Source organism: Niallia sp. HCP3S3_B10, assembly GCF_052064465.1.
In the GTDB taxonomy this organism is placed as follows: domain Bacteria; phylum Bacillota; class Bacilli; order Bacillales; family Cytobacillaceae; genus Niallia; species Niallia hominis.
In genome coordinates, this window is record NZ_JBQHVO010000127.1 from 1 (window position 1) to 1,868 (window position 1,868).

General features: G+C 39.0%; 1 protein-coding gene. It reads right to left on the reverse strand.

The features are described from left to right. Positions 1-349: 349 nt before the first annotated feature. Entirely contained in the window at positions 350-1,696 is a 1,347-nt protein-coding gene (locus ACTNDN_RS24770; protein WP_048717475.1) for an ISLre2 family transposase, read from the reverse strand. Positions 1,697-1,868 lie beyond the last annotated feature (172 nt).

Genomic DNA, 1,868 nt, shown 5'->3' on the forward strand with positions numbered 1-1,868 from the left:
GTTTGAGTCAAGTATTTGTGGGAGAAATTTTTTATCGTCGGAATTTCTCTCTTTTTCAGTGTGTTTGCTATCTCTATTGTTAACGCTTTCTATACTTACTCTATTTATAGTCAGGCTGTTTTCGTAAAATTTTTTGGGATCAATAGACCGTTCCTTTCCGCTACAGGCACTTGCTTTCCGCGGGGAGGAAGTCGAGCCTCCTCGCCGTTCCGGCTGTGGGGTCTCGACCTTTCCTCTATGTCCCGCAGGAGTCAAGTGCCTTTCGCTCCAATCCACTCTGCGTTTTCTATGTTGTTAAAATCCATAACCTTTTAGAATACAGTTTACAGTTAAACGTCGACAATCCTTTTTAAAATCCTTGTAATGCTTTTAACGCATGATATAGTGGCTTTCCTGTTGTTTGACTCAAATAGGCAATGTTTTGTCTTGTTGCCTGTCCTGCTGTTTTGGTTAGTTTTTCACGGTAGTATTTTGGTTTTATATGATTTGATTCCTTCTCTTCCAATCGTTTCGTCATTGTTCCGATCAGTGTTTTAATATCTAATCCATCTTTTAAGCCAACCATGAATCGAATAAATGCATCTATTCCTTTTTCACTCCATGCCCTTCCGTTTTTCAGACGCTTGGCAAACACACTCATGGTTCCTTCTGCGCTGCCCATCGGACGCATATCACTCGTATCTATTCCTTGTTCCTGTAACCAAATTCTATAGTCTCCAAGTGCCTCGGGATATGGAGAAAGCTGGTTAATTAATGCTTCTAATCGTTCTTCTTTTTTCTCTGTATCCAGGGTCGCCACTGCACTATTTAACTCTACTAATAATCCCTCTCCATCATACTTAGCTAGCTTTTTTCGTATCGCTTTATATCTAGGATGTTCTTTAAAAATACGTTGGATTTCTCGAGCTACGTGGAATCTGTCTATCGTGAAAAAAGCTTTCTTTTGAAAATACTCTCTGCACGCAGTTATCCAACTAGCTCCGTCCCCATTGATAGCTAAAAGATGAGTAGTTGGATCGTAATGATACGTATCCATTAAAAATTGTTCTAACTCTTCCCAGAAAGGTGCTTCTGCTTTATGAATAAAATGCCGTTTTCCCACAAGACTGGCTCTCTTTCCATTCATAGACCAACCTTCATGGATAGCTGCGATCTTTTCTTCTCGTCCGCGCTTCTTACCACCTTGCCGTTTAATAAATAAGCCATCTACTTCGATAAATAATACCTTTCTTTTTGGTTCGATTGGCAAGCTCGGTACAACTTCTGTTTGTAATAAATGTTGACGAATCGCTTCATGACTAGCTACAGAGTATCCAAGTAATTTTTCTAACGTAGAAGATGCATGTCTGTATGATGGCCCAGTAACCGCCAATTCCATCGCCATTTCTTCCACAACTGGACTAAATCCTTTACCGCCCTCAAACTGTAAATATTGATCTAATAAATAGACATATTTGTTGCCGATACGATCCCAATAGTAATTTCGCTTAATTGAAACAGATCCAAATAAGGTGTCCATCTGAATCGCTCTCTTATCTTTGAGTTGATATCTTCCTTTATCTCGTTGTTCAGCTATTTCTCTGTCATACCCAGTTAACAGCTCCTCGAGAACTTCCGAAAAAGTTTCCTGTAATGTTTTAAATAAATCACTTTCTATTTCTTTTAATGTAGGTAGTTTTATGGTATTTTGTTTCATAGGGACTTTCTCCTTTTGTATGTTTTGTCCGCAAACACTACTATACAAAAAGAAAGTCCCTTTTTCTTTATTTTTGCTCATACTACCGCGCTTGCGTTTGGTTGGCGGTCTAACGACCACCAACCAAACCAGAGGGTAAATTATTTTCTACCCACAAACATTTTACTCATAC